The following is a 14,826-nucleotide window of genomic DNA, read 5'->3' on the forward strand; positions in this document are numbered from 1 at the left end:
TTTTAGTGGCAATATCTATATAAAAACCCACAAGCAGTTCCTAGCTGTGGGTCAATCAATATTTAACTTATAACGATTCCCAACCTGGTGAGGTATGTTTTTAAAGCTGCTTCTTTTGCTAGAAAAGATTTAGGTGTGTCTAAGTTGCTTAAGAAACCCTATAATAGTGCTGAATAATAATTATTCCAGCTTAAAGCTATCGGTTTCTAATACCTTTATTAAGTGGTAAAGGGTATTAATTGGTTAGGAGGATAATTGTCATTTTCATTTGAGATCCATTGTTCATAGATCATATTATCTATTCTAGGGCGTGGAGGAATTGGAATAATATATATATATTTCAACAGTGAATTGTCATTCTCTATTATTATTCTAGGGTCAGTAAGCTTGCCAAATCTTGTACCGTTAATATCAATTTCAAATTCGTAACGTGCAAGATTATTTCTGTTGTTTAAGCCCAGTTCAGTAGAATTGAATATAGGAGAAAGATATGTTTCTTTGTTAGAAATACGATCTCGGCCAAAGATCGTTATTAGCACCTCAACAGATTTTTCCGGATTTTCTTCATTAATATGTAATCTGGGATCAGCTTTAAATAGGTCAATTAAAGATGGAGACGGGGAAAGCCTACTTTCGGTTTTAAATAGCTCAATTAAAAATTGAGAGGGGGAAAGCCTACCTGGTGAACTAGCGGGCTCGTTTGGAAAGAAATATTCTCCTAAAAGCTTTGCTATCTCTATTTTCTTTGGATCATCTCCTGTTGCTTTCTCGTTATCATCATATCGCCACCAAAACGTAATGATCTGAGAAATTATCTTACCTTGTAATAAAAAACGCTTTAAAAAATCATCACATATTGAATCTTGGGATTCCATTTCAATCTCCTATTTTCATAAATTCACTAAATGTTGATGTGATGAAAAATCTTGAGATCACTCATCTTACATGAAAACCATAACCAGTGATGCTCTTTAATTGGCTGCATTTTCAAATTTGATAACCCAGCGTGACAAGAGCGTTCAAGGAAAGCGATCACATTCAAAATCGATACTAGGATTATTGGCTTCTAACGCCTTCATTAAGTAGTAAAGGGTATATGCATACTAGGAGGATATGTATTTTCTTGATCTGAGATCCATTTTTCATAGATCCGCTTATGTTTTGGATAGTGTGGATCTAGATGGCGTGGAGGAATTGGAATAGTATATATATATTTTATTGTTAAATTTTCGTCCGTTGGAACCAGTTCAGGATCAGTAAGTCGGCCAAATTTTGTACCGCTATTATCAATTCTAAATTCGTAATACGGAGAATTATTTTTGTCTTTGTCTAACCCTAGTTCAGTAGAAGTGAATATAGGAGAAAGATATTTTTCTTGGTTGTTAATACGGTCTGAACCAAAGACTGTAATAAGCGTACTAACATGTAGTCCCAGAGGGTTTTCATCAGTATTGCCAAATGAATCAGTAGGAGAACCATTATTAATATCCTGAAGGTGTTGTCTGGGGTCGGCTGAAAATAGATAACGTAATTTCGGGGGAGCTATGAAAGGATCTACTTCAGAAAAACCTGGAAAGAAACATTGTCCTAGAATATTTGCTGCCTTTGTTTTATCTTGATCATTATTATCATCCTCCTCATCCTCCTCACTATATGTCCACCAAAATGTAACGAGCTGAGAAATTAGCTTAGCTTGTAATAAAAAACGATCGAAAAATGTATCACGTAAATCTTGGGATTCCATTTCAATCTCCTATTTTCATAAATTCACTAAATGTTGATGTGATGAAAAATCTTGAGATCACTCATCTTACATGAAAACCATAACCAGTGATGCTCTTTAATTGGCTGCATTTTCAAATTTGATAACCCAGCCTGACAAGAGCGTTCAAGGAAAGCGATCACATTCAAAATCGATACAAAGAAACAGAAATATTTCTTAAAAGCTGTTTAAGCGCGATCTCGCCTTATGGATGTAAGGAAACCTTGCGATTTCTTAGGAGAGAGTTAATACACGACTAGGCAATTATGAAAGAATCAGGCTTTTAACTATCAGTTAGAGAGAGTAAAATATTCATTCTCGCTAGTGACTCGTTAAAATAATGAGCAATAAAGAGTAAATTGCTTTGTTGTATTGCCCTGATATTACCATGATGAACTAATTTTATCAATGTATTTATGTTGAGTTCTGTCGGCGTTACATCGCTATATGTTGCAGCAGCACGAGCATATGAAACTGAGTATCGACAACGGTTGTTTGTAGATACATATGCTCGGGCTTTTGCCAGTGACAGGGGGTTTGCACTGTTCTCAGATTTGAGGGCATTTTCCCCGGGATTGTCAGCTAATGATCCACATCCTGGTATTTCTATTCGGACTCGTTTTTTTGATGATGCTTTACTGATGGCTGTCCATGAATTATCTCTCAAGCAGGTTGTTCTGGTAGCATCCGGAATGGATGCCCGTGCTTTCCGCTTGCCCTGGATGGATGGCGTTCAACTATTTGAAGTAGATCGTCAAGAAATATTTCAATACAAGGAGCCTATCCTTCTAAATTTGAATGCTAGAGCACAGTGTGTACGAAAGGTCGTAGTAACAGACTTGGAACAGGATTGGGCAACTGCTCTTACCGACTTTGGCTTTGACCGACATAAACCCGCAGCATTTCTGTTCGAGGGACTGATGTTTTACCTAAAACCCGCGACTGTAGCGACTGTGCTTGAGACACTACAAAGTCTTGCCTGTCCAGGTAGCTGGCTTGGAATGGACTTCGTTGAAGCACAGCTTCTAAACTCTCCCTATGCACAACCATTTCTCTCTAAGCTCAGAAAACTGGGATGTCCTTGGCATTTTGGTGTCTCCAATCCTGAGCAATTCATTTTGCACTATGGATGGCAGCCAAGGCAACCAAGGATTGTAGTTCTGGGAGAAGCAGAAGCAAACTACGGTCGTTGGACTTCCCCTGTATCGAGTCCAACTTCAAGTGTTTTTAATCACTATCTCGTTACTGCGAGACGTATGAATTTCTAATCTGGGGTAAGTTTAGTTTAATTAATTTTTACATCCACATCGGGAAAGGATTAAGTTCCTCCTCCGTCAAGGTTTCTTTCAACCAACCCATTTTGACCGGAACCTTATATAATCTCCCTCCACCTAACCGACTCCACCAGTGCCTCATCCCCGGAACAATTACCTTAGCTACCTTCAGTTCGATATCAGGACGAGTCTGATCTAAAACCAGCATTTCCATACCGTTTTTCTCGACGATTTGTTGACACAGCTTAATATCTTCTAAAAGATTGTCACTGGCAATTTGAGGATAATCTACTGCGACTTTAGCAGCAACTCGATTATCGGGAACTAGATAAGATTGATTTGTCAAAGTCGCAGTTGTCCACCAATCTACCGCCAAGCGATCTGCTGATGGAGGATATTGGGTATTGCCATCGGCTTGCGTTAATAAAACATTAGGTAAAATTTGGTTAACTTCAGTCAAGGCTCGACTAATAGCAATCTTGGCATCGAAATGAGCGCCATAACCCAAAACAATATCTTCTACTTGGCGATCGCTTCTGCGACTAATAGCAGCAAAGACAGGAATGTTGAGATCGCTGGTAATATCTAAAACCCAAAGTTCCCGATTAATAGTTTGATAATATTGCTTCAGGCTTTGAAAATAAGGCTCGTCGAAACTATCTAAATCCACTTGAGGCTTTTGCAGGGAGTTATACCACCATAACGCGACAGCATCGCGCTCTACTAACTCCATAAACCCTTGCAGAATTGCTTCTTCAAGAGTATTACCCGCCGCACATCCATTAGAATCAGCCCAACAGTCGGGTTTATAAGACGGTTGATAGCCATAATAACAGTAAGCCGTTGGCAGATACTTAAATTCTTGATGGGTTAAAGACCAAACGGGAGTCCAGTCAATTTCTCTTTCTTCATCAAAAAGTTCGGGGACTTTTTGAAACCAGCCTTGACACTCAGCATTCCATTGCTCTCTATTCTGATATTGCTGTTGGCTGAAGTTCATACAAACATTGGGATGGATCGCCTTGTCCCCCATTTGTTGGTAAATGCCTTTTTCTCTAATTTCATACCCTTGAAACACCCCAGAATATCGCTCGATCGCTTCGCAGAAACCGCTAGCCATAGCTTGAGAGTCAGTCCTACCTTTCCCTGCACTTCTACCCCCCAAATTTTGGCGCAAACTAGCGCAATCGTCGAAAATACTGAGAAAATGATGTTTGGCAATGTAATTATGAGTTAATCCATTCCCAGGAATTTTATTTAGTTCTCGCACAACGCCAGTAATGGGGCTAATATGATGCTGATATTTCTTGAGAGTTTCTTGTGGCGAACAAATACGGTGTCCTCCATCGACGGTAAAGGTTTTCTGGCGGTGTTCTAAAACAACAGGCAGGGGGTTGTTGGTTAACCCATTTACCATCTCTCCACAGCTAGAACATTGAGGACGCTTCACCCAGGTATGATTTTGAGTTTGCAGTGCGATCGCATCGTAAGCAATCAAATTACTTTCTAATTGTTTATTTTCTCCTTGGACAATCCACTTAAACACCTCTGTGGCTACCATTCCTAATGCAGTTTGTACTGTAGATGGCAAAAATCCCAAAGGAGAAGTTAAAGGGGAAGAAATGCGCTTTTGTCTCTGAATAAACCCTTCAATTGGTCTATTATCTCGCAAACGCTTGGCTAAACAGTTCCAACAACCTGTTTTCTGAGGATGAAATAAAGGACCAATCCAAACTATTGTCCCTAATGGCTTAACCAGCATCCAGGGAGATTGGGATTTTAAGGCTTGTTGATTAAATTTATCTAGCTCAGGATTGAGATAATCATCAGTTAAAACTACTGTCAAATCACCTTCGTCTGCTACTTGAATTTGGAGAGACTCAAGCACAGCAATCAAGTCAGATGCCGCAACTGAACCATTAGCTTTTACTGCTACTTTAGTCGATCGCAATCTTTGATGGGCTACTGTGGGAGCAACATTGAGATGATGGCAGAATATGCTTAAGTGCGATGGAACAGAGTTATCTTCTTGAACAAGATAGCCCTTTTGTTGCATTTGGAATAAAGCATATTGGGCTTTAATACTTATATTGAGAACTTCTTGGAAGAAGGTGGTAGCTGACTGTAAAGATTTTGGGTCTTGCAGTAGCGACTGTTGAATGGTATCTATAATTTCGTCAATATTGCGATCGCCATCTATCAAAGCAGCTAAACTACAAGAAAGGCGATCGCTTAACCAAACTTTTTCTCTCTCAGACAACAAAAATACATTGTCTGTTTCTATAGTTTCAACTGAGTAACAAGGATTGAATTGGGGTTTAGGTTGCATTGCTCGTTGCTCGTTATTAGTTGTTTGTTTACTGAGATCTTGCACCCATTCTCAATAATTAGGAGGCGGAGCCTCCCAACCCTCGTTCCCAGGCTGAGCCTGGGAACGAGATGTCGAGGCTCTGCCTCGTTATTGATACTGCTGCAAGATCTGAGTTTACTAATCCCAGTGGAATTCTAGCGCCATACGGTTCACTGAAGGCTCAAATAGTAAATTATGTATTGTTTCCAAAGTATCCCGGTATAAAATCAAGAGAATACTCAAAAAATAGAACAATATTGGTAGTAAAACTACTAGAAATAAATCCATTAAAAGAACGACCTCTGAGATTTTGACAGGAGTTGTCCTGGGGCGTTCCTACACTGGCAGGTGTTGAATAAAATTTTAACTTGTATTTCATTGTACAAATTTATCTTGATTATCTGTACAAAGCGGAGTATTTTATAGTACTTCATCCAAAACTCCGCTTATGGGTCGTCTTACTTCGCTTGATGTTTTTCGCGGCATAACTATTGCAGCCATGATTCTTGTTAACATGGCGGGTGTTACCGAACCTCCTAATGTCTACCCTCCACTACTCCATGCAGATTGGCACGGCTGTACCCCAACTGATTTAGTCTTTCCTTTCTTTCTGTTTATTGTTGGTGTGGCGATGACTTTCTCCTTGTCAAAGTACACTGGCGACAATAAACCCACAGCGCCTGTTTACTTGCGTATTTTGCGTCGCGCTGCGATTTTATTCGCTTTAGGATTATTACTCAATGGTTTTTGGAATAAAGGTCCTTGGACTTTTGATTTGAGTACTATCCGCATTATGGGAGTGTTGCAACGCATTAGCTTGACATATCTCCTTGCTTCTATTGCCGTCCTTAAACTCCCACGTAAAGGACAATGGATATTAGCAGGAGTGTTACTCATCGGCTATTGGTTAGCAATGATGTATGTGCCCGTTCCCGGTTATGGTGCTGGAGTGCTGACGACGCGGGAGGGAAATATCGGTGCTTATATAGACCGCTTAATTATTCCTCAAGCACATCTTTACAAGGGCGATGGTTTTAAGAATTTAGGAGATCCAGAGGGACTTTTTGGCACTATTCCTGCTATTGTGAGTGTATTGGCTGGATATTTCGCTGGACAATGGATACGCGCTCAGCCAGTGAAATCTCGTACAAGCATAGGTTTAGTCTTATTTGGTATTGGTTGCTTAATTATTGGTTGGGCATGGGGCTGGACATTCCCGATTAACAAAAAGCTATGGACGAGTTCTTATGTAATTTTCACTAGTGGTTGGGCATTATTGTTACTTGCAGCTTGTTATGAACTTATTGAAGTGCGGCGGGTACGGCGTTGGGATAAAGCTTTTGAAGTGCTGGGATTAAATGCCATTTCCCTTTTTGTTGCTTCTGTATTACTAATTAAAATCTTGGTGAGAACTAAAATCGGTTCTGGGGAAAATGCTCCCAGCACTTATGATTGGATTTACCAGAATGTCTTTGCGTCTTGGGCTGGTGCGATGAATGGTTCTTTATTGTTCGCGATAGTCACTGTGTTACTTTGGGTGGCAGTTGCTTATGTGATGTATCAGCGGCGATGGTTTTTCAAGGTTTAAAGTCTTGCTTTTATTGATTTGTTGATTTGTTAGTCTTCAAATCACCATCGGTATCTGGCTGTAGCAGAGCTTTTATTACTGCTGCGTTAGACGCTCTAGCTGCATAGAATAAAGAAAGCATTTTGCCATAATTATCCTTGTTTGAACTACGCTAAAATTAAGACGGTTCAATCAAGGCATGGGTAGAGAATTGAACAATGACAACACAGACACTAACTCTTCAAATCCCAGAAATACTCTATCAGCGTTTAGTCAACACTGCCCACGCGCAACGTCGCCCCATTGAAGAGGTAATAGTTCATGCTTTACAGGTGGGTAGTCCTCCGGAATGGGATGATGTACCAGAGGAATTCCAAGCTGACCTCGCGGCTTTAGATAAACTAAATGACAATAGTTTGTGGCAAATAGTCCGCAGTTGCAAAACAGCAGACCAAATGGAGCGATACAACTTTCTGCTTTTGCGTAACTCTAGTGGTAACATTACAGATGCAGAACAATTGGAACTAATAAAACTGCGTCACGAAGCTGACTGTTTTATCCTATGTAAAGCCCAAGCTGCTGTGTTACTCCGTTGGCGAGGACATCATGTGCCGACTCCTTAAATTGTTGTGTCTAAATATATTTCTGAAAGCTTACGAAATCAAATAGCTGTTAGCGATAAAGGACGTTGCTGTTATTGCTTAACAACAGAAGCGAATAGCGGTATTCCGATGAGCCATGACCATATTCAACCCCGATCAAAAGGTGGAGAAACGACCTTTGAAAATATTTGTTTAGCCTGTCGCTCTTGCAATGAATTTAAAGCTGATTCAATCGAAGTTATAGACCCTTTAACTGGGGAAATAGCACCTCTATTTAATCCGCGTACACAGAGATGGTCTGAGCATTTTACTTGGAGTTCTGATGCTACAAAAGTAGAAGGTTTAACTACTATTGGTAGGGCTACAATTGTTTGCCTGCGAATGAATAATCCAGTAATAGTTGTTGCCCGACGACGTTGGACAATTATTGGTTGGCATCCTCCTGATGATTGACCAGAATAGAATTTAGGCGTAGGGTGCGCTAATTAGGAGTGGGATCTGCTATTGACTCACAAAAGCTGACAGGGGATAGAGTAGCTAATGTTTTACACCTTCTCTTTAGCTGGTGTGGCGATTCCGCCCCTAACCAGATTAGCCTCAAGTTCTTTGATGAATTTAAAGTCTTCCTCCACCAGAGGCTCATTTGAGCTTCCAAATGAGTTCTCACTTGCCAAAGGTTTCTTCTCAAGAAAAGCAAATGCCTGCCGAAATTGACGTGGAACAGCTTCCATTGGCGAGTCAAAGTGACAGGAAATAATTCGCCCAAAATCCCAAGTTGCAACTTTGTCAGCCCAGTTGAGCACTTGTTTCGGTGCTTGGGGAAGAATGAGGATTTGCAGAATTGGTGCTACAAAAGGACCCCCATTTTCTCGTAGGATATCGAATGACTGCTTCCAGTTCTGTTTCCAGCGAAATGGAAACAAACCAAAGTACGCCTTTGGTGAGTGATTTGGTGCTTGAAAAGTATCGCGAAACGTCTGCACCATTCCAGTTACCTCTAGCACACTTGGACGAAAGTAAACTGCAAATAAACAGATGCGTTGCCATCCTTTGCGGCGGTTTGCTTCGTTGTCCTCGATCGCCTCGAAGGCATTGTCTCTAGCATGAAACAGCAAGGGATATGGATCTAATTGGGCGATCGCTGGTGGTTCTTCTGGCACAGATAGAACAGAATCAGTTACAAGCAGAGTGCGCGATCGCCTGTGGAAAACCGCTACTTCCGCAAAAGAACCCCGTCCCAAGTTAATGTCCAACACTGCATAATCAAACTCATTACCAAAGGGCGCTTGTCTGCTGTCCTCTGGAAGCACTTGGGTTCGTTTTTGGGGAAAGCCAAGCCAACTCAATGGCAGGTTGAACGGCAAACTCCACTGATGCGGGGCAATGAAAACCTGTGCGTTTGGAAAGCGTCTGGCAAAGGGACCAACGAAAACTTTGTGCTCCAAACCAGAACTCGTTGGCAGAATGATATACTTAACTTCACCGTGCTTTGCTACCAACTGGTTCACTAGGCGGACACACTCGGTCGTCGGAGCAACAGGCGCATAGACAAGTAGACCCCCTGCCCAGAGCTTTACGACGGTCATACGAATCGGTACGATGGTGTAGAGGATGCCTTGAAGCTGGTCGAATGTCCAGATAGTGTCCTTAACTATTTCTCTACACACTGTCCGCCGCTTACCGTAGGGGTAAAGTGGTACAACAGCCCAAAAGGACCATGACCAATCTTTCGGATTGGTACTTGGATGCATCCATTCCTCTTGCGGCTGTACTCTTGAGTGAGGTTGCTGTGAGTTCATTGTCGCTCGACCTCAGAAGTGCTTCTTTCCAATTTCTAACACTGGAAAGGTTGTTGTTGATGTTGGAAGAAGTTTTTGAGGACAAAATATAGCGATTCTTACTTGCATACTACACACACGCACGCGGTAGGGGCACGGCATTGCCCATACGTGTCAACTTAACGTTCAAGCCTTAATTCCACGTTGATTTAACCTCACCCCCGTTAAGCTACGCTTAACGTCCCCTCTCCTTAGTAAGGAGAGGGGCAGTTTTGGCGTAAGACAAAACCGGGGTGAGGTTACGCGACAATTGTGGGCAAGTAGAATAAAGCATCTCGGTAACCTAATACCATTTTGGATTTTGGATTTTAGATTTTGGATTGTAAAAGACTTACTGGTAATTGCTTTTAGCATTCCATCTGTCGCATTCTTTTTTCAAATTGGTATAAGAACAAGAGTTTCAGCTTAAGTTGACACCAATGGGCTAGCCTTTACCCCTACAAATAACGTGTATTGTACCCAATTGAGAATTCACGCTTCTAAAAACTAAGCGCCCACAGCTTCTTTGGCAGCGTACATCACTTCCAGAGTAATTTGACTGAAATTGCGCTCGCGAGCAAATTTCTCGGTGTTGCGCTTGACTTTACCACGCACAAAGCCAGGAACCTTGTTCAATTCTGCTTGAGCATCCTTAGTCCATCCCAAATCAGAATCAGCAGAAATGCCCTTGGTAATGACTTCCTTGGTATCATGTCCGCCAAAGATTTCCAACAGGTGGTCTTCCATTCCTAAGGTAAAGGAATTGTAGACCAAATCCGCAATCTGATTTGTTCCTTCGTAACCCATGAATGGTTTGTAACCAATGGGGAAGTTCTGGATGTGAATGGGTGCAGCAATCACACCGCAGGGGATATCCAGACGCTTACCAACGTGGCGTTCCATTTGGGTACCGAAGATAGCAGAAGGTTCGACGCGGGCGATCGCATCCCCAATTGCCCCATGATCCTCGGTGATCAGCACTTCATCACAATACTCGCTCACCTGCTGGCTGAACCACTCCGCATCGTACTTGCAGTAAGTTCCAGCCCAGACAACGTGAATGCCCATTTCTCGTGCCAGAATCTTAGTCATAGCAGCGGCGTGAGTGCTATCACCAAACACAACGGCTTTCTTACCAGTCAAGTTTTGACAGTCAATCGAACGAGAAAACCATGCAGCCTGTGATACATACAGAGTTTGCTGGTTGATAAACTCTTCGTAATCAACATCCGCGCCTTGAGCGTTAATTATCTGCTGAATTTTACGGATACAACGAGCAGTTTCAACTACACCCATAGGTGTAATATCTACGGTTGGGGTTCCGAATTGTTCTTCAAGGTAACGAGCTGCCATAACACCAAGTTCCCGGTAAGGGACAAGGTTAAACCAGGCGCGGGGCAGGTTCTTCAACTCGTGGACGGAAGCACCTTCAGGAATCACAGCATTCACCTCAATACCCAAGTCAGCCATTAACCGCTTGAGTTCTGTGCAGTCGTGCTGGTTATGGAAACCGAGGGTAGAAATACCGATGATGTTGACAGAGGGCTTTTCGGTTTTACCTTCGGGCAGTTGGCCCTTTTTGCGGGCTTTCTCGATGTAGTATTGGACGATTTGTTGCAGAGTGCGATCGGCAGCTTGGAGTTCATTAACGCGGTAGTGGTTCACGTCTGCCAGCAGCACATCCGCTTTCGCCTCCAGAGATGCCCTTTCCACAAAGTTTGCTAAGTCTTCTTGTAAAATGCTGGAAGTGCAGGTGGGAGTTAATACAATCAAATCTGGGTGTTCTTCCGCGTCTTTGCGGGTGATATTGTCCACCACTTTTTCTTGCGAACCCCGTGCCAATACGTTGCGATCAACAATACTGGCTGTCACTGGCGTGAAATTCCTCTCCCGTTCTAGCATAGAGCGCATAACGTTAAAGTAGTCATCACCCAAGGGCGCGTGCATTATCGCATGAACATTTTTAAAGGAACTGGCAACCCGCAGAGTTCCAATATGGGCAGGACCTGCATACATCCAGTAAGCCAATTTCATCTTTAGTGTTCTCCCTTTTATTGAAACGAACTATATCCGATAATAGGTGGACTTATAGCGTGCTTGTTTTTTAAATCGTTTCTGATTTTCGCAGAACTTGTAGCCCCAAGAAATGGGATTTAACAGAATTGTAATAGAGGTGCGATCGCTCAAACCTGCTGGCTAATTGGGATTGAGCTTCTGATTTAAACAACATTTCTGTTGTAAAAGTGATACGAATCTTAACTTTTAAGCAAATTTCTTATGGAGCAACAATTCACATGATAGCCCTTGCAAATCAGCCCGTCCCAGTAATAGTAGATACAGACGGTGGTGTTGATGATGCCTTAGCTCTGATTATGGCATTGAATTCACCTCAATTAGACCTGAAAGCAGTCACCGTTGTCGCTGGCAATGTTAACGTAGATCTGGCTACTAATAATGTGTTGCGTGTACTGAGTATTGTTGAACCCGATACTTCGCCCATCGTTGCCAAAGGCTGTGAAAAACCATTGGTGAAACCTCCGTTCAATGCAGCGGGGATTCATGGTGCAGACGGTTTGGGTGAATTAGATCGGTTCTTGGAAGCTGATGGTACACCTCGCTATCCTAAACTTACTATTGAGCCATCTACAGAGAATGCAATTGAGCTGCTTCTCAAAACAGCTCAAGAATACGGCGATAGTTTGATCATTATTGCTTTAGGACCACTCACGAATCTGGCAACAGCGATTCAGAAAGATGGCGCAACCATGAAAAAAATCGGACGGATTGTGATCATGGGTGGGGCTGTGACTGTACCCGGAAATATTACAGCTGCTGCTGAATTTAACTTTTTTGTCGATCCCCATGCAGCGGGGATTGTGATGGAATCAGGAATTCCCCTCACCCTGGTTGGTTTAGATGTGACGATGAAAGCCCCTCTAGCACGTCAAGTTGTTGAAGATAATTTACAGCGTCGTCCTTCTAAAGTTACCCAGTTTATTGCCGATTGCACTGGAATGTATATGGCTTTCCACCGTGACAACGAAAACTTTCACGGATGTTATCTACACGATCCTTTAGCTATGGCGGTTGCGATTGATCCGAGTTTGGTAACTACAAAATCGCTATATATGATGGTTGAAACCGAAGGAAGATTCACCACTGGAATGTCACTAGCTGATCGGCGCGATCGCACAAATGAGAAAACCAATCCGCCCAACGTAGAGGCTTGCTTAGAGGTGGATACCGAACGGTTTTTACGGCTATTCGATCAACTAGTTTGATCAGTGATATAGGAATCGGCTGTGAACTACCCACCACCAACCCTTGTGGGTATGGTGGGGGCTTCCAACTTCACGGAGGAATGCCCTCCGGGGAAGGAAGACCTCCGGTCTCGCTGCGCTAACGCCAGTCGCCTGCGGAGGGAAACCCTCCTGCTGCGCTGGTCTTATATCATGTCCGGATAAACACTTATAAAAACGAGGAACCTCACCCGCCTCCGGCACCCTCACGCCAGGTGCTTCAAGTCGGCAAAGCCGCCCAACGCACTGGCTCTCCTTAATAAGGAGAGGGTTGGGGTGAGGTCAAGCAGGAATTATAAGTAATCAACCGGACATGATATTACCTCATCTTAAGCTTGCGCCCCCGAGTTGGTCTTACATTCTCTCCATTGGCGTTAGCCTCCCCCGTCCCAGAGCTATCCATTACCCGGATCTTTCTTAACATTTCACCGAAAGCAGGTGGGAGTAGGGTTGTAAAGGAAGAGTCCAGTTGTAGGAGTTGACATGGAGAAGTAGATGTGTATCGAACCGAAACATTGATGTAGGCGATTGCCTACGGCAGAGCTAGCCCCTAAGGGGGCGCTACGCAAACGCTTAACGTTAACAATAAAGTTGGCTCCATCCATCGTCCGTCGGGTTGTACAGGCATAACGAGCGGTACTTTATTGTGCAGCACCATGTAGAAATGAACTCACTTCCAACAAGCGAGTTCATTCTTGCCACAACAGCTTCATCGAATACTCAGCGATTCGTTTGGCTGCACCTGGTTTACCCATTCGTCGTACGCCATTTTCTGCTATTGCTTGCAATTTGTCTGGATTGGCAAACAGTGACTTCACCACCTTAGCAACTTCTGCTGGTTCTTCTACTAAAATTACAGATGACCCCAAGTGACGGCTTTGTGCTTCAGCAAAGGTATAGGTAAATTGGGGACCATGTCCAGGGATAGTAATCGCAGGTTTGCCTAAACCCACAAATTGCTCTGTTGCTGTCCCTGCCATTGCGATCGCCAAATCTCCCTGATCCAAACAGTCGTTATAAGCATTCTGCGATAAAATAAAAAATGCATTTTTCTGCTTAAATGTCAAGCAATCTTTGTCGGGGATTTTGATTGGAGGTTGAGCGTGGGGCTGCCAGCCTTGAGATTCGAGAATTAAGCGTATACTGTCAAAGTGTAAACTGGGGGCGATCGCACCCAAGAACACAACAGTTTCACAAGTATATCCCACAAACTTTTCTTCTTCCCAAAGCGCCATCAATGCAGAGACAGCAATCATCATTTGCTGCCAGTTAGCGTATGCTTCTGGCGGACGAGAACCGGGAAGCAGAGTGACAACTAAAGGTCGAGCTAATTCTTGCTTTTCTATATGAGTACCATAAAATCTTGGACGTGGAATTGTTGGTTCCAAAGCATCCATCATCGGGTTACCCAAATCAAAAGCCGGAATCGCCCACTTTTTCAATATCTCTGCTGTTAACGAGTCTCTGGGAAACACAGCTTTGCAACGCTGCTGATTCATCAACCAACGTTCCCAAGGATGGTAAATTGAGCCAGAAAAACTTTCCCACCATGCTCCTTTATTTTTGCGTTTTAAGAAATTCACGTCATCTCGCACATAATACTCAGATTTCGCTGTGCCTACGAAGCCGTAGTTAGCACCACTCAACCGCGCAAATATCAGTGGTACAATATCGCCCACTGCTAATATAGCTATCTTGTGGCCTGATTTTTTCTGAGTATTTACCCAATGACGTATGGAGTTCATTTGACTGGCGGTGAGTTGTAACAAACCACCTTGTACATCGCGTACAAATTGGCGTCCATCCATGTAAATAAAACCGCCCGAAGGCATTGTGCGTACCGAACCGATGAGGCGAATATCCAACCCGTGGTAAGCGTATCCTTGTCCCACCAAGGGCAAAGCAAAGATTTCGGGTGGGTTGGGTTGTTGCTGAAGTTCTTGCAAAATACGGACTGCAATAATATCCTCGCCATGTCCGTTGCTTAAAACAAGTAACCGTAAGCCTGGAGTATTTTTTTCGATATCAGAGGTTAGCGATGATGGTGATAAATCACTCATGAGAAACAAAAACTTCAAAATAACTGTCGTTTGCCGCAAGAGGAATTGAATGGGGGTATAAATAAATCGGCGATGCAGCTGGAAGTTAGTACTGT

At 42.9% G+C, this 14,826-nt stretch carries 12 protein-coding genes; 5 read left to right on the plus strand and 7 right to left on the minus strand.

What is annotated here, in order from left to right; genetic code table 11:
• Nucleotides 1-218: 218 nt before the first annotated feature.
• Together AC5JM2_RS05670 and AC5JM2_RS05675 are read right to left on the minus strand one after the other, a co-directional pair.
• Nucleotides 219-875: a hypothetical protein gene (locus AC5JM2_RS05670; RefSeq protein ID WP_495833933.1), complete on the minus strand. Its 657-nt coding sequence runs from the start codon at nucleotides 873-875 to the stop codon at nucleotides 219-221.
• Nucleotides 876-1,078: 203 nt separating this feature from the next.
• A complete protein-coding gene (locus AC5JM2_RS05675; protein WP_495833934.1) occupies nucleotides 1,079-1,744 on the minus strand; it encodes a hypothetical protein in 666 nt (221 codons plus the stop codon).
• Between the two features lie 434 nt (nucleotides 1,745-2,178).
• Here AC5JM2_RS05675 and AC5JM2_RS05680 point away from each other — a divergent pair, with 434 nt between their 5' ends.
• On the plus strand, nucleotides 2,179-3,030 hold the full coding sequence (locus tag AC5JM2_RS05680) for an SAM-dependent methyltransferase (protein WP_495833935.1): 852 nt from the start codon (nucleotides 2,179-2,181) through the stop codon (nucleotides 3,028-3,030).
• A 28-nt stretch (nucleotides 3,031-3,058) separates the two neighbouring features.
• Here the strand turns inward: AC5JM2_RS05680 and AC5JM2_RS05685 are convergent, their stop codons facing one another.
• Nucleotides 3,059-5,365, minus strand: a complete 2,307-nt coding sequence (locus tag AC5JM2_RS05685) for a TOMM precursor leader peptide-binding protein (protein ID WP_495833936.1) — start codon at nucleotides 5,363-5,365, stop codon at nucleotides 3,059-3,061.
• Between the two features lie 469 nt (nucleotides 5,366-5,834).
• On the opposite strand from AC5JM2_RS05685, the gene AC5JM2_RS05690 reads away from it, so the two are divergent.
• The 3 genes from AC5JM2_RS05690 (at nucleotide 5,835) to AC5JM2_RS05700 (ending at nucleotide 8,008) form a co-directional block, all read left to right on the plus strand.
• Nucleotides 5,835-6,974, plus strand: a complete 1,140-nt coding sequence (locus tag AC5JM2_RS05690; RefSeq protein ID WP_495833937.1) for an acyltransferase family protein — start codon at nucleotides 5,835-5,837, stop codon at nucleotides 6,972-6,974.
• A gap of 197 nt (nucleotides 6,975-7,171) precedes the next feature.
• Nucleotides 7,172-7,576, plus strand: a complete 405-nt coding sequence (locus AC5JM2_RS05695; protein WP_495833938.1) for a hypothetical protein — start codon at nucleotides 7,172-7,174, stop codon at nucleotides 7,574-7,576.
• Between the two features lie 6 nt (nucleotides 7,577-7,582).
• Nucleotides 7,583-8,008 (plus strand): HNH endonuclease, encoded by a 426-nt coding sequence (locus AC5JM2_RS05700; RefSeq protein ID WP_495833939.1) that lies wholly within the window; start codon nucleotides 7,583-7,585, stop codon nucleotides 8,006-8,008.
• A 92-nt stretch (nucleotides 8,009-8,100) separates the two neighbouring features.
• Here AC5JM2_RS05700 and AC5JM2_RS05705 read toward each other — a convergent pair whose 3' ends face one another.
• From AC5JM2_RS05705 to AC5JM2_RS05715, 3 genes are all read right to left on the minus strand, one after another.
• The gene (locus AC5JM2_RS05705; protein WP_495833940.1) at nucleotides 8,101-9,354 is read right to left on the minus strand and encodes a DUF4336 domain-containing protein; all 1,254 of its coding nucleotides are present in this window, start codon (nucleotides 9,352-9,354) and stop codon (nucleotides 8,101-8,103) included.
• A 525-nt stretch (nucleotides 9,355-9,879) separates the two neighbouring features.
• Entirely contained in the window at nucleotides 9,880-11,406 is a 1,527-nt protein-coding gene (gene bchB, locus AC5JM2_RS05710; RefSeq protein ID WP_495833941.1) for a ferredoxin:protochlorophyllide reductase (ATP-dependent) subunit B, read from the minus strand.
• Between the two features lie 70 nt (nucleotides 11,407-11,476).
• On the minus strand, nucleotides 11,477-11,602 hold the full coding sequence (locus AC5JM2_RS05715) for a hypothetical protein (RefSeq protein WP_495833942.1): 126 nt from the start codon (nucleotides 11,600-11,602) through the stop codon (nucleotides 11,477-11,479).
• A gap of 64 nt (nucleotides 11,603-11,666) precedes the next feature.
• Here AC5JM2_RS05715 and AC5JM2_RS05720 point away from each other — a divergent pair, with 64 nt between their 5' ends.
• Nucleotides 11,667-12,653, plus strand: a complete 987-nt coding sequence (locus tag AC5JM2_RS05720; RefSeq protein ID WP_495833943.1) for a nucleoside hydrolase — start codon at nucleotides 11,667-11,669, stop codon at nucleotides 12,651-12,653.
• A gap of 707 nt (nucleotides 12,654-13,360) precedes the next feature.
• Here the strand turns inward: AC5JM2_RS05720 and AC5JM2_RS05725 are convergent.
• Nucleotides 13,361-14,731, minus strand: coding sequence for a lipid-A-disaccharide synthase-related protein (locus AC5JM2_RS05725; protein WP_495833944.1), 1,371 nt, complete (start codon nucleotides 14,729-14,731; stop codon nucleotides 13,361-13,363).
• Nucleotides 14,732-14,826 lie beyond the last annotated feature (95 nt).

The organism is Brasilonema angustatum, from assembly GCF_059505445.1.

Bases quoted from the DNA above. Each gene is read 5' to 3' on its own strand.
- AC5JM2_RS05670 (WP_495833933.1), bottom strand. From the start codon at position 875: ATGGAATCCCAAGATTCAATATGTGATGATTTTTTAAAGCGTTTTTTA.
- AC5JM2_RS05675 (WP_495833934.1), bottom strand. From the start codon at position 1,744: ATGGAATCCCAAGATTTACGTGATACATTTTTCGATCGTTTTTTATTA.
- AC5JM2_RS05680 (WP_495833935.1), top strand. From the start codon at position 2,179: ATGTTGAGTTCTGTCGGCGTTACATCGCTATATGTTGCAGCAGCACGA.
- AC5JM2_RS05685 (WP_495833936.1), bottom strand. From the start codon at position 5,365: ATGCAACCTAAACCCCAATTCAATCCTTGTTACTCAGTTGAAACTATA.
- AC5JM2_RS05690 (WP_495833937.1), top strand. From the start codon at position 5,835: ATGGGTCGTCTTACTTCGCTTGATGTTTTTCGCGGCATAACTATTGCA.
- AC5JM2_RS05695 (WP_495833938.1), top strand. From the start codon at position 7,172: ATGACAACACAGACACTAACTCTTCAAATCCCAGAAATACTCTATCAG.
- AC5JM2_RS05705 (WP_495833940.1), bottom strand. From the start codon at position 9,354: ATGAACTCACAGCAACCTCACTCAAGAGTACAGCCGCAAGAGGAATGG.
- bchB (WP_495833941.1), bottom strand. From the start codon at position 11,406: ATGAAATTGGCTTACTGGATGTATGCAGGTCCTGCCCATATTGGAACT.
- AC5JM2_RS05715 (WP_495833942.1), bottom strand. From the start codon at position 11,602: ATGTTGTTTAAATCAGAAGCTCAATCCCAATTAGCCAGCAGGTTTGAG.
- AC5JM2_RS05720 (WP_495833943.1), top strand. From the start codon at position 11,667: ATGATAGCCCTTGCAAATCAGCCCGTCCCAGTAATAGTAGATACAGAC.
- AC5JM2_RS05725 (WP_495833944.1), bottom strand. From the start codon at position 14,731: ATGAGTGATTTATCACCATCATCGCTAACCTCTGATATCGAAAAAAAT.